The 15,735-nt window shown below is 70.1% G+C and carries 15 protein-coding genes; 4 read left to right on the top strand and 11 right to left on the bottom strand.

Annotated features, from left to right (window positions below):
* Positions 1–20: 20 nt before the first annotated feature.
* Positions 21–422, bottom strand: coding sequence for a nuclear transport factor 2 family protein (locus HRC28_RS21990; protein WP_182377496.1), 402 nt, complete (start codon positions 420–422; stop codon positions 21–23).
* 95 nt (positions 423–517) lie between these two features.
* On the opposite strand from HRC28_RS21990, the gene HRC28_RS21995 reads away from it, so the two are divergent.
* Positions 518–886 carry a helix-turn-helix domain-containing protein gene (locus HRC28_RS21995; protein ID WP_182377497.1) on the top strand — a complete coding sequence of 123 codons (369 nt, stop codon included), beginning with the start codon at positions 518–520 and terminating at the stop codon, positions 884–886.
* Positions 887–912: 26 nt separating this feature from the next.
* Here HRC28_RS21995 and guaA read toward each other — a convergent pair whose 3' ends face one another.
* From guaA to HRC28_RS22030, 7 genes are all read right to left on the bottom strand, one after another.
* Positions 913–2,505: a glutamine-hydrolyzing GMP synthase gene (gene guaA, locus HRC28_RS22000; protein WP_182377498.1), complete on the bottom strand. Its 1,593-nt coding sequence runs from the start codon at positions 2,503–2,505 to the stop codon at positions 913–915.
* Positions 2,502–3,119: a hypothetical protein gene (locus HRC28_RS22005; protein WP_182377499.1), complete on the bottom strand. Its 618-nt coding sequence runs from the start codon at positions 3,117–3,119 to the stop codon at positions 2,502–2,504. The genes guaA and HRC28_RS22005 overlap by 4 nt, the downstream gene beginning before the upstream one ends.
* A complete protein-coding gene (locus HRC28_RS22010) occupies positions 3,106–4,377 on the bottom strand; it encodes a hypothetical protein (RefSeq protein ID WP_182377500.1) in 1,272 nt (423 codons plus the stop codon). Before HRC28_RS22010 ends, HRC28_RS22005 begins: the two co-directional genes overlap by 14 nt.
* Positions 4,374–5,111, bottom strand: coding sequence for an ATP-binding cassette domain-containing protein (locus tag HRC28_RS22015; protein ID WP_182377501.1), 738 nt, complete (start codon positions 5,109–5,111; stop codon positions 4,374–4,376). Before HRC28_RS22015 ends, HRC28_RS22010 begins: the two co-directional genes overlap by 4 nt.
* A gap of 4 nt (positions 5,112–5,115) precedes the next feature.
* The gene (locus HRC28_RS22020; protein WP_182377502.1) at positions 5,116–5,595 is read right to left on the bottom strand and encodes a hypothetical protein; all 480 of its coding nucleotides are present in this window, start codon (positions 5,593–5,595) and stop codon (positions 5,116–5,118) included.
* 392 nt (positions 5,596–5,987) lie between these two features.
* Positions 5,988–7,700 carry a GMC family oxidoreductase gene (locus HRC28_RS22025; protein WP_182377503.1) on the bottom strand — a complete coding sequence of 571 codons (1,713 nt, stop codon included), beginning with the start codon at positions 7,698–7,700 and terminating at the stop codon, positions 5,988–5,990.
* Positions 7,701–7,704: 4 nt separating this feature from the next.
* Complete coding sequence (locus HRC28_RS22030; RefSeq protein WP_182377504.1) at positions 7,705–9,342, bottom strand: succinic semialdehyde dehydrogenase; 1,638 nt, start codon at positions 9,340–9,342, stop codon at positions 7,705–7,707.
* A gap of 214 nt (positions 9,343–9,556) precedes the next feature.
* Here HRC28_RS22030 and HRC28_RS22035 point away from each other — a divergent pair, with 214 nt between their 5' ends.
* Together HRC28_RS22035 and HRC28_RS22040 are read left to right on the top strand one after the other, a co-directional pair.
* Positions 9,557–9,919, top strand: a complete 363-nt coding sequence (locus HRC28_RS22035) for a cupin domain-containing protein (protein ID WP_182377505.1) — start codon at positions 9,557–9,559, stop codon at positions 9,917–9,919.
* A 24-nt stretch (positions 9,920–9,943) separates the two neighbouring features.
* A complete protein-coding gene (locus tag HRC28_RS22040) occupies positions 9,944–13,066 on the top strand; it encodes a BTAD domain-containing putative transcriptional regulator (protein WP_182377506.1) in 3,123 nt (1,040 codons plus the stop codon).
* On the opposite strand, the gene HRC28_RS22045 is transcribed toward HRC28_RS22040, so the two are convergent.
* The 3 genes from HRC28_RS22045 to HRC28_RS22055 are packed head-to-tail and all read right to left on the bottom strand — an operon-like array spanning position 13,053 to position 15,188.
* A complete protein-coding gene (locus HRC28_RS22045; RefSeq protein WP_182377507.1) occupies positions 13,053–13,814 on the bottom strand; it encodes a class I SAM-dependent methyltransferase in 762 nt (253 codons plus the stop codon). The genes HRC28_RS22040 and HRC28_RS22045 overlap by 14 nt on opposite strands.
* Positions 13,811–14,809, bottom strand: a complete 999-nt coding sequence (locus HRC28_RS22050; RefSeq protein ID WP_182377508.1) for a phosphotransferase — start codon at positions 14,807–14,809, stop codon at positions 13,811–13,813. The genes HRC28_RS22045 and HRC28_RS22050 overlap by 4 nt, the downstream gene beginning before the upstream one ends.
* Complete coding sequence (locus tag HRC28_RS22055; RefSeq protein WP_182377509.1) at positions 14,802–15,188, bottom strand: hypothetical protein; 387 nt, start codon at positions 15,186–15,188, stop codon at positions 14,802–14,804. The genes HRC28_RS22050 and HRC28_RS22055 overlap by 8 nt, the downstream gene beginning before the upstream one ends.
* 158 nt (positions 15,189–15,346) lie before the next feature.
* On the opposite strand from HRC28_RS22055, the gene HRC28_RS22060 reads away from it, so the two are divergent.
* Positions 15,347–15,706 carry a hypothetical protein gene (locus HRC28_RS22060; RefSeq protein ID WP_182377510.1) on the top strand — a complete coding sequence of 120 codons (360 nt, stop codon included), beginning with the start codon at positions 15,347–15,349 and terminating at the stop codon, positions 15,704–15,706.
* The last annotated feature ends 29 nt before the right edge of the window (positions 15,707–15,735 follow it).

Genomic DNA, 15,735 nt, shown 5'->3' on the forward strand with positions numbered 1-15,735 from the left:
GGCCGGTTGATCCGACATCGTCAGGGGCGTCCCCAGAAGTCGTCCTCGGCTGCGCCGTCTTCGGAGAAGAGGTGCACCTCGACGATCTTGCCGTCACGAACCGTCAGCAGGTCCACGCCGGCCATGTCCATCGACACGTCGTCACGACGGCCGGAGAAGCGCACCGGTACGGCGACGAACTCGCCGTTGACCATGGCCGGCCCCGCGACCGAGAGCTGGAACGTTCCCTGGCTGGTCTCCATCATCCCGCCCAGCAAGGCACCCACGCCGCCGATGCCGGCATGGTCGCCGCTGAACCGGTTGGCACCGGGCTGGTGCCAGACCACGGCCTCGTCGAATTGCGCCATGACCGTCGGCATGTCACCGCGGCCCAGGGCGTCGAAGTAGGTGGTCGCCACAACGGCGGGGGTCTGCTCGGACATCTGGGTCTCCCTTGAGGATCGATTGAGGCACTATGGTTACAGTTGGTAACCTGTTACCTCAACGTAACTAAAGGCCCTTGGCGAAAGAAGTTTCGATGCCCAACCCACCGTGGGACGTCATGATCTCGACCTGTCCCTCGCGAACGTCCCTGGCCAGGATCGCGAACAAGTGGACCGCCATGATCGTGATCGCCCTCGACGGCGACCCCCTGCGTTTCGGCGCGCTCCGCGAGGCCGTGGACGGAATCAGCGGCAAGGTCCTCACCGAGACCCTGCGCGACCTGGAGCGCGACGGAATCGTCTCCCGGACCATGTACAACGAAATGCCGCCACGCGTCGAGTACCAGCTCACCGGCCTCGGCCAGACGTTGCGCGGACCCCTCAGCGCACTCGGGCAGTGGGCCGAAGAACACATCGAAGATGTCCTTCGCGCCCGCGGCGAGTACGACGAGCGCAGCGCCTGAGCGAACGAGGCGTCAGAAGCCCCGGCTCACTCCCACTCAATCGTGCCCGGGGGCTTCGAGGTGATGTCGACGGTCACCCGGTTGATCTCGCGGACCTCGTTGGTGATCCGGGTCGAGATCTTCTCGAGGACGTCGTAGGGCAGGCGGGCCCAGTCGGCGGTCATGGCGTCCTCGGAGGTGACGGGACGCAGGACCACCGGGTGGCCGTAGGTGCGGCCGTCGCCCTGGACGCCGACCGAGCGGACGTCGGCGAGCAGCACCACGGGCATCTGCCAGATGTCGCCATCGAGGCCCGCTGCGGTCATCTCCTCGCGGGCGATCAGGTCGGCGTCGCGCAGGATGTCGAGGCGCTCGCGCGTGACCTCGCCGATGATCCGGATGCCGAGGCCGGGGCCGGGGAACGGTTGGCGCTGGACGATGACGTCCGGCAGGCCCAACTGCGCACCGACGGCGCGAACCTCGTCCTTGAACAGTTCGCGCAGCGGCTCGACGAGCTCGAATTCGAGGTCCTCGGGCAGTCCGCCGACGTTGTGGTGGGACTTGATCGTCGAGGTGCCGGCACCGTGGCCGGACTCGACGACGTCGGGGTACAGGGTGCCCTGCACCAGGAATCCGACCTTCGTCCCCTCGGGTGCGCCTTTGATGACCTCGAGCTCGGCACCCTCGAACGCGCGGATGAACTCACGACCGATGATCTTGCGCTTGGCCTCGGGTTCGCTGGTGCCCGCGAGCGCCTCGAGGAACTGCTTCTCCGCGTCCACGGTGACCAGCTTGGCTCCGGTCGCAGCCACGAAGTCGCGCTCGATCTGCTCGGTCTCGCCCTTGCGCATGAGTCCGTGGTCGACGTACACGCAGGTGAGGCGATCGCCGATGGCCTTCTGCACGATGGCCGCCGCGACCGCAGAGTCGACACCGCCCGACAGGCCGCAGATCGCGCGCCCGTCCGGGCCGATCTGCTCGCGGACCCGGGCGATCTGCTCCTCGGCGATGTTGCCGATGGTCCACGTCTGGCGGCAGCCGGCGATGTTCCAGAGGAAGTGCTCCAGGACCTTCTGGCCGTGCTCGGAGTGCAGCACCTCGGGGTGCCACTGCACGCCGGCGAAACCGCGCTCGACGTTCTCGAACGCCGCCACGGGGGTCGACTCGGTCGAGGCCAGGACGGCGAAGCCCTCGGGGGCCGCGGTCACCGAGTCGCCGTGCGACATCCAGACGTTGTGCTCGGTCGGCAGGCCGTCGAGCAGCGTGCCGCCCTCGGTGACCTGCACGCGGGTGCGGCCGTACTCCCGGGCGCCGGTCGCGGAGACCGTCCCGCCCAGGCCCTGCGCCATCAACTGGAAGCCGTAACACATGCCGAACACCGCGGCGCCGGTTTCGAAGAGCGCCGGGTCGAGGGCCGGCGCACCGGTCTCGTAGACCGAGGAGGGGCCACCGGACAGGATGATCGCCTTCGGGCCGCGCGCGACCATCTCGGCGATCGGCATCGTGTGCGGCACGATCTCGGAGTAGACGTTGGCCTCGCGCACGCGGCGGGCGATCAACTGGGCGTACTGCGCACCGAAGTCCACCACCAGGACCAGGTCGTGCTCGGACTCGTTCGTGGTTTCCCCGGGCGCCGTCATGGGCGAATCGTATCGGCGCCACGCCGTCTCCCTGAACTCGTGCCTGCCTCCCGGGTGAGAGACCGCACGCGCCCGCACTCGAGAGCGACATACAGGGCGCTCCCGACGACGAACAGGGCAACGTCCACGCTGAGCCACACGCCGCCCGCATGGACCACCTCCTCCCGCGACCCCCACTGCAGCCAGACGACCAACAGGCCCATCATCGGCACCCAGTACCAGAGACCGGCGAGGGCACAGGCAGCAGCGGCGATGCCGAGGAACGCGACGACGACCAGCGCACCGGGAAGCGTCCACCCCACCAGCAGGAGGGCGGCCACGACCGGCGCAGAGGTGAGGAGCACCCCACCCAGTCGGAACAGGGCCAGCACGACTGGAGGCCGCGCCGACATGAGCGTCAGTCCGGGGGTGCGGTCGACGAGCGGGAAGGGAAGGACGACCGCTGCCAGCCCCGGGAAGACGTGCACGATTCGGACCCTGTCCCGCAGCGTCGGCAGATCGAGGTAGACATCGCTCACGACCAACGTCACCCCCGCCAGGACCACCCCCGCCGCCAGACCCGCAGCGAGTCCCCAGGCACGGATCACGGCGACGCGACGCCTATCCCACGCCATCAGGGATCGTGATCTCCTCGAACGCGCAGGTCTGCAACCGTCGGTAGACGTCGCGCACCCACGCCTCCTGGGCCTCGCGATCGCCGAGCAGCCAGACGCGATCGCTGTCACCCGGCGCTGGCTGACGAATCCCTGCCCTGACCTGGAGCCAGCGGCCGAGCAGGTGGCGAGCATCCATCGCGAGGTAGGGCGGCTCTGCGCCATAGTCCTGATCGCAGAGGGCCGGCGTGACGAGGGTGTCGGTTGCCGAGTCATCACTGACCGAGGAGCTCGACTCGTCGTCGCCGATCAGTTGCACGACGCCGTCGGACGGATCGTGGTCCTGCGTCGCGTAGTGCTGCGTGAAGCGCTCGGGAACCCGGACGCCGGCGTCGTAGAGGAAGGTGGCCTGGCGCTCGACGCGGGTGACGAGGTCCGCGAGCGGTCGCGGCGTCTCCTCGAACACGCAGACCTGCGGCCGCGCGCCAGCGCAGGTCTGCGGCGGCCGAGGCAGCAACTCGTACCGGTCGTCATTGCTGGCGGGTGCCCCCAGCCAGCCGACGACGAACGCAGCGGCACCGAGGACGACCACACCGCGACGAGGCCAGGTCGCCCAGAACAGCCTCGGGGCAGCGGCCACCAGAACCATCATCACGATGCCCAGCGCGGCCACGGCGGGCATCAGCACCGGGCCGACCGCGAAGACCTGACCCGCCAAGGTGCCGGTCACCCCACCGGTGTTGAACAACTCGGGAATCACCTGGGACGAGGTGAGGAAACTGATCGAGAACACCCCGGCGGCCACGAGCGGCGCGACCCAGGCCCGACCACTGGCGAAACCGAGGCCAGCTCCGATGACGGTCTGGGCCGCAAGGACCGCGAGTGCCGGGACGACGATCCAGGAACTGCCCCAGTACGACGGCGCACCGGCCGCGCTCGCCACGCCGGTGACCCCCAGCACCAGGATCAGCAGGGCAGCCGAGGCCAGCCCCCAGACCGCGACCGATGGCTGCAACCAGACCCACCAGTCCCGCCTGCCCTGCAGGATCACTTCGCTCATGGCAGAGCGGCGCAGACGGGCGTAGGCAAGACACGCAGCACCGGCGGCAACGGGTCCGATGAATGCGGTCGCCCCAGCCCCGAAGTCGAGGGCCTGCTTCCACGAACCGACCCAGGACGTCGCCCGCGGTGCAACCCAGAGCACGCCCGCCGCCAGGAGCGCCACGAACTGGGCCACGAGCGCCCACCGGCCACCCAGCCAGGCCAGCCGCGCGCTCATGCTGCACCTGCGGCGATGGTCGCGAGGAAGGCGAACTCCGGCGAGCGTTGGGGTCCGCCGCGCTCGGCAACGAACGCCTCAACGGTGCCGTCATGGAGCAGTCGGCCTTCATGCAGGACGGCGATCCGGTTCGCCATCATCGCGACGTCCTCCATCACGTGACTGCTCAGCACCGTGACCGCGGACGCGGTGAGCTCGGAGACGATCCCGCGCAGCGCGACACGCTGCTCGGGATCGAGCCCGGTGGTGGGCTCGTCCAGCAGCAGGACGTCCGGGTCGGTGACCAGCGCCACCGCCAGCGCGAGGCGGCGGTTCATCCCGCCGGACAGCTGACCCACCCGATCAGCTGCCCGACGAGAGAGCCCGACGCGCTCCAGGAGCTGCGGATTCCGCGCCCGGGCAACCCCGGGTGGCACTCCTCGCACCCAGCTCGCGTACGCCAGCGCATCCGCCACCCGCATCTCGCCCGGCAGGTCCAGCTGCTGGGGCATGTAGCCAATGCGTCCCAGCACCTGGTGCCTGTCGGGACCGTAGAGCGATATGTCGTCGACCCGGACCCTGCCGTGCTCCGGTCGGCGCGAGCCGGACAGGGACCGCAGCAGGGTGGACTTGCCGGCGCCGTTGACGCCCACCAGCCCGCAGACCCCCGGCCCCATGTCGAGCAGATCGATCTCGACCGCCGGCGGACGGCGACGGTCGTAGCTGCAGCGAAGGTCGTCGACGACAACGCTCATCGGGTCAGAGGGAGAACGTGAAGTAGGGCTTGCGGCTGCAGGGGTCACCGCTGTTGTTCTGGTCCTCGCACACCTTCGAGAAGATGCGACCACGCTCGGCATTGCGGGTGGAGTAGTCGTCGGCGTCGTACTGGCTCTTCCACTGACCGCTGTCGTCACGGGCGCTCTGGTCCTTGCCGACCTCGCTGCACCACTGGATCGCCGTGTTGCACCACTTGTAGTAGGAGTAGGTCGTCTCGGTGTAGACGTCGTCACCGCCCGGGCGGGGGTCCTTGTAGTTGGTGTGGTTCTTCAAGAACCCGTCCTTCTGGTACGACGTCCCGTACGCGAGCGCCTGGCGGGAGCCGTCCTCCCACGCGATCAGCGGGGCCGAGGCCGAGTACCAGTCGTAGGAGGCCGCGGAGGCGGGACCTGCGGCGAACGTGAGGGCGGCGGCAGCGGTGGACACCGCCAGCGCAGCGGTGGAACGGGTCAGGGCGAACATGGAACCTCCCGAGATGGAGTGGCAGCGGCGCTACCGACTGCGGAGAATCTTGATGTGCCCATACATGTATGTCAAGCGGGACGTTCCGGGCTGTGGAGAAACGCCTGAATGGTGGGGGCGAGGGAGTCGCTGAAGATCTCGAGACGCGCGCAATGCTCGAAAAATGCACCAGGGCCCGACCGGGGAGGGAGGGTGGTCGGGCCCTGATTGTCCACGCAGCTGTTGGACAGTGCCTGGACCGAGCCCGGGCTTCGGGAGGGAGCGTGAATCTCCGGGCTCGCTGGTTCAACGAGTCCGACATGGCCGGGTTACGCCGTCACTCGACAACTTCCCCAATGTTTCTGGGCGGCCCGGAAAGCTCCGAACCGCCCAGAAATCACCTCTGAGAACCCTCAGCTGACCCCGACGATCGGCAGCCGGAGCGCACCGGGGGCGTCCGCCGGGACCACGGGGCTCCGGGGAGCGACCGGATCGACCCGCTGATAGATGTCGCCGAGCATCGGTCGTACGTCCGTTTCGCCCTTGTTCGGCCAGAAGGACATCGCCCGCTCGGCCTGCGCCGTGATCGTCAGCGACGGGTTCACGCCCAGGTTCGCCGAGATCGCGGAGCCGTCGACGACGTGCAGGCCGGCGTGTCCGTACATCCGCTGGTACGGGTCCACCACACCGGTCGCGGGGCTGTCGCCGATCGCGCAACCGCCGATGAAGTGGGCGGTGAGCGGCATGTTGAGGGGCTCACCGAGGCTGCCGTAGGCCTCCTTGGCCCCCATCACCTTCGCGAGGCGTCGTACGGCGTCGTACGCGGGCGCGATGTAGGTCGGGTTCGGGGCACCGTGGCCCTGCTCCGAGGACATGTAACTGACCGGACCACGCTGGCGCCAGACCGTGGTGATCGAGTTGTCCAGGGTCTGCATGACCAGCGCCACGACCGTGCGCCGAGACCAGGTGTTGAGCGCGTACAGGTCCTTGATGCCGCCGCGCTGCTTCCACAGCTCCTTGGCCCAGGTCTTCACCCGGTGCTCGCCCTCCACCTCGTCGACCAGGACGGTCGCCATCAGCGGCATCACGTTGCGACCCGGGCCGTAGCGGACCGGCTCGATGTGGGTGTGCTCGTCGGGGTGGAAGGACGAGGTGATCGCCACACCCTCGGACCAGTTGACGTCGTCATCGTTGGCGGTGGCCCAGAGGATCGCCTCGGAGTTGGTGCGGGTCAGTACGCCGAGCCGGTCGGAGATCTCGGGCAACGAGCCCTCGGCCTTGAGCCGGTGCAGCAGCTTCTGGGTGCCGAGCGCGGCTGCCGAGAAGATCACCTGCTCGACCCGGAACGTCTTCACCGCCGACTTGCGGGACAGCTTCGCCTTGGTCCAGCGGGCGGTGACCTCGTAGCCGCCACCGGCCAGGGGGCGCACGTCGGTGACGGTCGTCAGCGGGTGGATGGCGGCACCGTTCTGCTCCGCCAGGTAGAGGTAGTTCTTCACCAACGTGTTCTTGGCGTTGTGCCGACAACCGGTCATGCACGAGCCGCAGTTGATGCAGGTCTTGCGTTCCGGCCCGGCGCCCCCGAAGAACGGGTCGGCGACCTTCTCGCCCTCGGCCTGGCCGGGCGCGCCGAAGAAGACGCCGACCGGGGTCGCGTGGAAGGTGTCGCCGACACCCATCTCGTCGGCGACCTTCTTCATGGCGTCGTCCGCCGGCGTCATGTGGGCGTACTCGGTCACGCCCAGCATCCGCTTGGCCTGGTCGTAGTACGGCGCCAGCTCGGACTTCCAGTCCGTGATGTGCGCCCACTGCTTGTCCTCGTAGAACGGGTCCAGCGGTTCGTAGAGGGTGTTGGCGTAGACCAGCGAACCACCACCCACCCCGGCACCGGCGAGGATGAAGCAGTCGTTGACCAGGTCGACCCGCTGGATGCCGTACAGGCCCAGCTCGGGGCGGAAGACGAACGTCCGCGGGTCGCCGCCGTTCTCGGGGAGGGTCTCGTCGGTGAACCGCGCCCCGGCCTCGAGGACCGCAACGCGGTAGCCCTTCTCGGTCAGGCGCAGCGCGCTGACGGAACCGCCGAAACCGGAGCCGACGATCAGGACGTCGTAGTCGAAATCAGTCATCGCGTCAGGCCCGTCCCAGCTTGTCCATCAGGCGGAAGGTCGCGGTGGTGACCTTGGAGTACGTCTCGTCCGACATCCCGAACATCGGTCCGAACCGCATCAACTTCTGCTGCGCGACCGACTGCACCTCGGTGTAGCGATGGATGCCCTCGGCGCCCTGCCGACGTCCCATTCCGGACTGGCGCATGCCTCCCATCGGGGCATCGATGCTCGCGAAGGTGGCACCGAACGCCTCGTTGATGTTGACCGTGCCGCACTTGACCTGACGGGCGATCACGCGGGCGCGGTCGCCGTCCTTGCTGTAGATCGCGGCGTTGAGGCCGTAGTCACCGTCGTTGGCGCGCGCGATCGCGTCGGACTCGTCGTGGAAGCGGTACAGCGAGATGACCGGGCCGAAGGTCTCGTTGCCGAAGCAGGTCATCTCGGGCGTGACGCCCTCGAGGATGGTCGGCTCGAAGAAGTACGGCGCCAGGTCGGGCCGCGCACGACCACCGGCCAGCACGCGGGCACCCTTCGCCACGGCGTCGGCGACGTGGGCCTCGACGGTCTCGAGCTGGTCGGCCGAGATGAGCGGACCCATGTCGACGCCCCACTCGAGGCTCGCGCCGAGCGACATCGCCTTGGTGCGCGCGACGAACCTCTCCACGAAGCGGTCGTAGACCTGGTCGGCGACGAACATCCGCTCGACGGACACGCAGAGCTGGCCGGCGTTCGAGAAGGACGCGCGTACGGCGCCCTCGGCGGCACGCTCGACATCCGCGTCGCGCAGCACGAGGAACGGGTTCTTGCCACCCAGTTCGAGCGAACAGCCGATCAGCTGCTCGGCCGCCTGGCGGGCGATGATCTTGCCGGTCGCGGTCGAGCCGGTGAAGCAGATGTAGTCGGCGCGCTCGATGATCGGCGTGCCGAGCACGCGGCCGGGGCCGGCCACGACCTGCCACAGGTCACGCGGGAAGCCGGCCTCCTCGAGGAGCTCGGCGCCGAGCAGCGCCGACAGCATGGTCTGCGCGTCGGGCTTGGTGACGACGGCGTTGCCGGCGAGCAGAGCAGGCAGGCCGTCGCAGAGCGCCATCGTGAACGGGTAGTTCCACGGCGAGATGATGCCGACGACACCCTTGGGCACCCGGTTCACCTCGAGCCGGGTCAGCGCCGGGATGACACCCGGGCGACGCTCGGTGTCGAGGTGCTGGTGGGCGGTGCGCGCGTAGTAGCGAGCGGTCAGCGCGATGTGCAGCGGCTCGTCGTACGCGTGCTTGCGGGCCTTGCCGGACTCGAGCTGGATCAGATCCATGATCTCGGCCTGCCGGTCGAAAACGATGTCGTGCAGGCGGTGCAGGATGCGCGCGCGCTCGTCGATCGACACCCGCGCCCATGCGACCTGGGCCGTGCGTGCCCGGCGGAACGCCTCGGCGACGTCCTCCTCGCTCGACTGCGGGATGTTCGCCAGCGGAGCGCCGTTCATCGGCGAGGTCACCTGGGTCGTGGTGCCCGTGGTGGCCAGCACGCGGTCGGTCAGCCGGGCGACGTACTCCGGCTCGAGGGCGTACGACGCCCGCGGGTCGTGCTCGGGATCGTGCGGCCCGCCGACAGCGGGATCTGCGGCGCCACCAGGCGCTCCGGAACCGGGATTGGCTTCGCTCATGTGACGAGAGTAGGTGAGCCGAGTCACCAACGCTACCGATCGGTAGCAGATGTGCCGCTTTACACATCCATTCTGTGTGTCAAGTGTCGTTTTCGGCCCGTTTCGGAGCCTTTGGGGCCTCCCGGAGGCGGCTGCAAGGACTCTGCAAGGTGCCGGGCGCAGGCTCTGCTCAACGCGACGACCGGCGTCGCCCACCCCGTGGAGGAGACCCGCGATGAGCACCCAGATCACCGAACAGAAGAGCTTCGAGAAGCCCGACGAGACCCGGTCCTTCGAACGCGGCAACGTGGACCTGGTCGTGATCGGCGGCGCCGAGATCGGGCGGCTCACGCTGCAGCCCGGATGGCGCTGGTCCGAGCACGTGCAGCCGATCGCCGGCACGCACCTGTGCGAGGCGCCGCACTTCCAGTACCACGTGAGCGGCACCCTCGCGATCCTGATGGCGGACGGCACTGAGTTCACCGCCACCGCCGGCGACGTGACCTCCCTGCCCGAGGGCCATGACGCGTGGGTGGTCGGGGACGAGCCGGCCGTGGTCGTCGACTGGTACGGCGCGTCGAACTACGCCCGGCCGTGAGCGCTGCGGCGTAGCATGACGCGCGTGAGCGCGCTCTCCGTGCGAGTGCTCGGGGAACTCACGGTCGACGGAACCGATCTGACGCAGCTGGACAGGAAGACCCGCGGCCTGCTCCAGCTCCTCGCCCTGTCCCGCGGCCGCCCGGTTCCCGTCGATGCCCTCGTCGATGCCCTGTGGGGCGACCATCCGCCGGCGCGTCCCGCCGACCAGGTGGCGGTGCTCGCCAGCCGGCTGCGACGCGAACTGGGGCGCGAGCGCGTCGAACGCACCGACATCGGCTACCGACTGTGCGCGGACAGCTTCGACCTCTCCGAGGTCGAAGCTGTCGCCGGCGAGATCGAACGGCGCCAGGCAGCGGGCGAGATCGCGGGCGCGGCCGCGGCGGCGCGCGTGGGCCTCGCCCTGCTGCGCGGTCCCGTCCCGGAAGTGGGCGCGGAATCCGCGTGGGCTGCCGCAGAGACGGACGCCGCGAACCGCCTGGTGCAGCGCGCCCGACGCGTCGCAGCGAGCGCACTGCTCGACGCGGGTCAGTGGCGCGACGCCTTCGAGATCGCCTCGGCCGACACCGGGACCGATCCCCTCGACGAACAGGCCTGGCGGACCGTGATGCGGGCGCAGGCGGCCGGCGGTCGTCCAGCACTCGCGCTGTCGGCGTACGCCTCCCTGCGGGAGGTGCTGGCCGAACAGGTCGGCGCCGATCCCGCTGAGGAGACCGAGGCCTTGCACCTGTCGATCCTGCGCGGCGAGGTCCCGGCCGCCACCGCAGTGTCCCTGACGCCGGCGCTCGTCGGTCGGGACAGCCAGGTAGCCCACCTCGACGCCCTGATCGGCCGGGCGCTGGCCGAGCGACTCCCCCGGGTCGCGCTGGTCGCAGGCGAGGCCGGCATCGGCAAGACCACGTTGCTGACCAACTGGGCCGCTGCCCGCAAGAACCTCGGCGACCGCGTGCTGATCGGCACGTGCGGAGCTCTCGACCGCGCGGCGCCCCTGGACGTCGTACTTTCGGCCATCGGGCGGTACGTCCAGGAGTCGGCAGATCCCACGTCCCTGCTCGGCGAGGACGACGCGCTGCTCGCGTCCCTCCTCGGAACGACCGGCGAGAACTCCCACGCGATCGACCCGTCACTGGGACCGTCGGTCGTCTACGCGGCGGTGTCCCGGGTGCTGGCCCGGATCGCAGGCGACCGGTGCGCGGTCGTGGTCATCGACGACGCGCACCTGGCCGGCCCGACCCTGGCGGACTGGCTCACCTATCTCCAGCGCCGGCCGGTGCCCCTGGTCGTGGTGCTCGGCGGCCGACCCGACGAGGGTGGTCCGCTGCCGGCCACCGACTACGTGAGCCTCGGCCCGCTCGATCGCGAGCACGTCGCGGCCATCGTCGGCACCGACCGTGCCGACGACCTCTACCTCCGCTCGGGCGGACACCCGCTGTTCCTCGCCGAACTGGCCGCAGTGGCTGCCGGCGAACTCCCCGAGTCGCTGGTGGCCGCCGTGACGACCCGCTGCGACCAGCTCGGCCCGGCCGGCGACCTCGTCCGCACTGCGGCCATCCTCGGCGGCGACCTCGACATCGACCTGCTCGCAGGCGTCCTGGGTCGGAGCACGCTCGAGGTCCTCACCGACGCCGAGCGCGCCGTCCGCCACGGACTCCTCGTCGACAACGCCGGTCGACTCCAGTTGCGCCACGACCTGGTCCGCACCGCCCTGGTCTCGGGTACGACGTCCGGCCGGTCTGCGTTGCTGCACCGCGAGGCGGGACGGGCGCTCGCCCGACGCGCCGACGCCGACCCCTCAGCGGTGGCCGAACACGCGCGACTCGGCGGCGACCGCGTCCTCGCGTCGGTGTCCTTGCGCGCGGCCGCGGCCCGGGCGGCCGAGCGGTTCGACCATGCGACCGCTGAGGAGCTGCTCGATGAGTCGTTCACCCTGGTGCCCGACGACCACACCCGGCTCGAACGGGCGCGGGTCCGAATCCGGCGCGGGCGCTACCGCGCGGCCGAGGAGGACGCGCTCGCGGCGACGGATGCGGGGCCGGAGCGCTGGGAGGCAGCGGCCTGGGCGGCGTACTTCGACCGCCGCTTCGACGACGCGACGTCGTACGCGGACGACGGGGCGCTGGGTGCGGAGGACGACCGGACACGCACCCGCTGCCTGGTCGCGTCGGGGCGATTCCTGCATGCGCAGGGCGATCTGGCTCGCGCCACGCGACGGCTCGAGACCGCGTTGCGCGACGCGACGGGCGAGGACCGGCTCGAGGCAGCCGCCTGGCTCGGGGTCCTGCACGCCCACCGGAGCAACGTCGACGAGGCGCTCGGTTTGCTGCGGCCGGTGACCCGGCCCGGCATCAGCGTCACCCACACGCCGGCGTCGATGCACGCGCTGCTCTTCACCGGCCACACCCTTGCCGTCGCCGGCCGCGGCGAGGAGGCGCTGGCCTGCTTCTCCGGGTACACGGCGGAGGTCGCGCGACGCGACGTACCGCGCTTTGCTGGCCGTGGCGTCAACTTCGGCGGCTGGGTGCTGCGGAATCTGGGTGCGACGAGTGCGGGCATCGACGCACACGAAGAAGCAGTCGCCACCGTCGACGGCGTGGTGATCCCGGAGGTGCTGGTTGCCGCACTCGAGGACCTCGCCGATGCGCGGATCCGGGCGGGCGATCCCGACGGCGCCCTGGCCCTGCTCGACCAGGCGCGGGTCGCTCTGGTGGGCGACCTGGTCTTCGGCTGGCGGCTGCAGATGAAGCTGCACCTGCTCGACGCGCAGGCCCTGTTGCTGGGCGGGTCCGCCGAGAAGGCGCTCCAGGTCGCGACGGCGCTCTCCGCGTCGGCCGCGTCGGCAGGAGTGCCGCGCTACGTCTCCTGCGCCGACCTGGTCGCGCACCGGGCGCGGGCCGCACTCGGCGAACCGGTCGATCTCGAGAAGGCGTGGGCGGACCTCAGCGAGGTCGAGCGTTCGGTCGGGATCGAGGCGTGGTGGTGGGCTGGGCAGACGGGCGCCGAGCTCGGTCAGGAGCGCTGGCTCGCTCGCGCCGAGGAACTCGTCGTCGACCTGGCCGGTCGTAGCGGCGACCACGCGGACACCTTGCGCGCCGACGCCACGCGTCGCCTGGAGGCCTGGCGCCACCAGGCCACGCTCACTGCGCGCTGAGCACCAGCATCGGTACGACGACCGCGGGCGCACCGACGAGCGCCGCCTCGACCTCGGCCGTGAGGTCCGCTCTTGCAGCGGACGAGAGCCCGGCCACGAAGGGCGCCGTGTGCGCCATACCCATCCGCCACGCGACCATCTCGGCTGGCGTCGTCAAGCCCCCGTCGACGTCGATCCGGCCCACGCCCGCCGACGCGTAGCCCGCAGCGGAGGCGAGGCCGGCCAGTCGGTCCGGATCCCCGACCCGCGCCTCGGCACTGTTCTTGAACGCGACGTACCAGTCCGGCGCCCGATAACCCCGCTCCACGAGAGCGCTCTCCACCACGTTCTTGGCGACGTGGGTCCACCCCACGGGGAACGCGGAGGCAGCCAGCGACCGGGCCACCCGCCGCAGTTCGGCCAGCGCCTGCACGGGATCGGGCGCGTGGCCGAGGCTGAACGCGGCCACCGCCACGTCGAAGCTGCCGTCACGGAAGGGCAACCGCAGCAGGTCGCCACCGACGGAGAGCGCCGGTGGCCGTGGAAGCATGCGCGGCGCCAGGTCGACCGCGACCACCCGGGCCGCACCGCGTGCGGCGGCCTGCTCCCCTGCAACACCGGTTCCGGCACCGGCGTCCAGCACCGTCGCGCCGGCCAGGGGGAACTGTGCGTCGTCAAGCATCGCGCCGGCGAGCCGTGCGTACAGCGCGGCCGGACCACTCCGCCAGGCGGCAGCGGAGAGGTCGTAGGCCGAGCCGATCGCGGTCACGCGAGCAGAGCCGCGCCTTCGATGGCCCGCTGTTCCCACCAGACCAGCTCGTCGTCGTACCCGCTGAAGGCCTTCTCCCAGCCGAACTGCACCAGCGCACCGAGCAGACTCAGTCCGATCTGGGTGTCCCACCACGGCGCGGTGTCAATGCCGCGGCGTTCGAGCGCTGCCCGGTAGGTGGCGATGGCCTGTTCCTTGGAGACGGGCAGCCGGCGGCAGTTGATCGCGAGGTACCACGCCAGGTCGGCGGTGGCGGCGCCGCGGCCGGGCGTCTCCCAGTCCAGCAGGACGGTGCGGCCCTCGCTGTCGGTGCCGAGGTTGTCGAGCTTCCAGTTGCCGTGGATCAGGGTGCTGGGCGTTGCAGCGAGCGCGTTCACCAGCGGCGCCGGATCGTGCACCAGCGGTACGACGATGGCCGCCGCCTTGGGCGCGACGGTCTCCAGCAACGGCCAACCCTGGGCGACCAGCCTCGGGACGAGGTGGTCGGAGCCGAGCGCCGCTTCGGCAGCCGCCATCCGTGGCGACAACTCGAGGTAGCGGTCGGTCGGTGTGACCACGTCGATGTCGAGGTCGGTGTCCCAGAACGCCACGTGCACGGCGGCCATGTGGTCGAGGAAGCGGTCGTTCTGCTCGATCGTGATCGGGTCGTCGACGGCCGGCACGAGGGTCTCCGCGACGTCGTCCATCAGCACCGCTGCCAGCGTCGGCCGTTCGCGATCGTGGGCGACCGCGACGATCGGTTGGACGATCTCGTCGGGCAGGGCGGCCAGGATGCCGCGGCGCCACAGGGCGACCGTCGAACTGCCGGGCACACCCGCCGCCCGCAGCGACCAGTCACCTTCGTGGTCGAGGTACTTCACGACGTACGACGCCCCATCGATCGTGACCCGGTCCAGCACGGCACCGGACTTGCCAGGCGCGTCCAACGGAGTGCGGCCGGTGGCACCGACGAGGAGGGCATCGACGGAGTCGAGGACCGGGTAGCGGTCAGACATCTGCGGCCTCCATCTCGGCCAGCAGGGACGCCGGCCAACGGCCGCCGCACAGCACCACGTCGGCGACGATCTGGTCGTCGACGACGTCGAGCAGGTGGGTGTGGTGGGCGGCGTGCGGGATCCCGCCCTCGGTCCACGACAACGTGTAGTCCACGACCTCCCCCTTGCTGGTGGGCTCGCGGCGCAACTGCTCGAACGCGCCGGGGTCCGCGAACCACCCGCGGTAGGTGTCGCGGATCTGGTCCGCGCCGGCGCGGTGGAAGCGCCAGTTCGGCACGGTGGCGTCCAGAGTCGCGTTCGGCGCCCAGGCGTCACACTCGTCGATCCGGCCGGAGCAAACGGCTTCCAGGAAGCGGTCGACCGCTGATGGCTGGGACATGTTCGGCTCCTCGGCTCGGCTCATTCTGACAGGACCGAGCGTGCCGGGACAGCCTTGCAGTGCGCTTGCAGTCCGGGGAGCTGGCAGTCCGGCGGTACGGTTCGCGAATGTTTGGTCGCCACCGGTCACCGATTCCAGAAGATCCCTCTGTTTCGGTCGTGGAGCGCATCCTTTCGATCGCGACCGAAAGGGCCTCAGGGGCGATTCCCACCCAAGGACGCCGCGCCGTCGTCGATCGTGCCGTCTGGTTCTGCGCCTGCGTGACGGACAACGGCGCTGATGCTCCGACCTGGTTGATCTACGACACCGACAACGGCGGACTCGGATGGTGCAGGGTTGGCAACGATGACGACATGGACGACCTCGTGGACGCCAAGGAACTGTTCGGCGACCACGTCCATCCGGGTCAGGTAGCGGAGTGGTTGCAAGGCGCGGATCCACGCCGTGTGTTCGGCCTCGGCGACGCAGAGGCGCTTCGTGAGCTCGGGCGAAAGATCCGCGAACTGCACGAGGACTGAACGCGCTCCCCGCGCTTCCGCTCATCGAC

The sequence above is a fragment of the Nocardioides sp. WS12 genome (assembly GCF_014108865.1).
Taxonomy (GTDB): Bacteria; Actinomycetota; Actinomycetes; order Propionibacteriales; family Nocardioidaceae; genus Nocardioides.

What these genes read in the sequence shown, in the direction of transcription:
- HRC28_RS21990 (WP_182377496.1), bottom strand. Translation starts at nt 422, where the DNA reads ATGTCCGAGCAGACCCCCGCCGTTGTGGCGACCACCTACTTCGACGCC.
- HRC28_RS21995 (WP_182377497.1), top strand. Translation starts at nt 518, where the DNA reads ATGCCCAACCCACCGTGGGACGTCATGATCTCGACCTGTCCCTCGCGA.
- guaA (WP_182377498.1), bottom strand. Translation starts at nt 2,505, where the DNA reads ATGACGGCGCCCGGGGAAACCACGAACGAGTCCGAGCACGACCTGGTC.
- HRC28_RS22005 (WP_182377499.1), bottom strand. Translation starts at nt 3,119, where the DNA reads ATGGCGTGGGATAGGCGTCGCGTCGCCGTGATCCGTGCCTGGGGACTC.
- HRC28_RS22010 (WP_182377500.1), bottom strand. Translation starts at nt 4,377, where the DNA reads ATGAGCGCGCGGCTGGCCTGGCTGGGTGGCCGGTGGGCGCTCGTGGCC.
- HRC28_RS22015 (WP_182377501.1), bottom strand. Translation starts at nt 5,111, where the DNA reads ATGAGCGTTGTCGTCGACGACCTTCGCTGCAGCTACGACCGTCGCCGT.
- HRC28_RS22020 (WP_182377502.1), bottom strand. Translation starts at nt 5,595, where the DNA reads ATGTTCGCCCTGACCCGTTCCACCGCTGCGCTGGCGGTGTCCACCGCT.
- HRC28_RS22025 (WP_182377503.1), bottom strand. Translation starts at nt 7,700, where the DNA reads ATGACTGATTTCGACTACGACGTCCTGATCGTCGGCTCCGGTTTCGGC.
- HRC28_RS22030 (WP_182377504.1), bottom strand. Translation starts at nt 9,342, where the DNA reads ATGAGCGAAGCCAATCCCGGTTCCGGAGCGCCTGGTGGCGCCGCAGAT.
- HRC28_RS22035 (WP_182377505.1), top strand. Translation starts at nt 9,557, where the DNA reads ATGAGCACCCAGATCACCGAACAGAAGAGCTTCGAGAAGCCCGACGAG.
- HRC28_RS22050 (WP_182377508.1), bottom strand. Translation starts at nt 14,809, where the DNA reads ATGTCTGACCGCTACCCGGTCCTCGACTCCGTCGATGCCCTCCTCGTC.
- HRC28_RS22055 (WP_182377509.1), bottom strand. Translation starts at nt 15,188, where the DNA reads ATGTCCCAGCCATCAGCGGTCGACCGCTTCCTGGAAGCCGTTTGCTCC.